Genomic DNA, 677 nt, shown 5'->3' with positions numbered 1-677 from the left:
TTTTAAAAGATTCGCACTACATGAGTGAATACTTAGTTCCCAAAATGGATTGTTCTGCGGAAGAACAGATGGTTCGTATGGCGCTATCTTCAATTGATGGTGTTCAAAAACTCATCTTTGATTTACCTAACCGTTCTTTAAAGGTTCTACATAATCAAAAAGATGAAAATATAACCACCAAACTTGAAGCTTTGGGTTTTGGTGCAAAGCTTGTGAAGACTGAAACTTATATAAGCAATCAACAGGCTAAGCAAACAAGTACCTACACCATTCCTAAAATGGATTGCTCTGCTGAAGAGCAAATGGTCCGTATGGCTCTTGCAGATATTGAAGCAGTTAAAGGTCTTACTTTTGATCTTCCCAATCGAAAACTGAAAGTCTTCCATAATGAAGGGATTCAGCAAATTACGGCTAAACTCGAAGGACTGGGTTTTGGGGCGAAACTTGATGAAATACAGCTTTCTTCAGGCGATATACCTAATGAACCTGATCCTGTGAGACAAGCTAAAGTACTTAAACTGTTATTAGGTATTAATGCTCTACTTTTCTTTATAGAATTCATCAGCGGTATTATTGCTGCGTCTACAGGATTGATTGCTGATTCTCTAGATATGTTTGCCGATGCAGCCGTTTATGGTATTGCGCTATATGCCGTCGGAAAAGCTGCGAAATATCAA

General features: G+C 38.3%; 1 protein-coding gene. It reads left to right on the top strand.

What is annotated here, in order from left to right; translation table 11 throughout:
- A partial coding sequence (locus tag NI462_RS14910) for a heavy-metal-associated domain-containing protein (RefSeq protein WP_494399506.1) occupies positions 1-677 on the top strand: 677 nt, incomplete at both ends.

This window comes from Acinetobacter lwoffii (assembly GCF_024129715.1).
Lineage (GTDB): Bacteria > Pseudomonadota > Gammaproteobacteria > Pseudomonadales > Moraxellaceae > Acinetobacter > Acinetobacter lwoffii_U.
The sequence above is the reverse complement of the archived record's forward strand: the minus strand, read 5'-3'. Positions and strand labels throughout refer to the sequence as shown.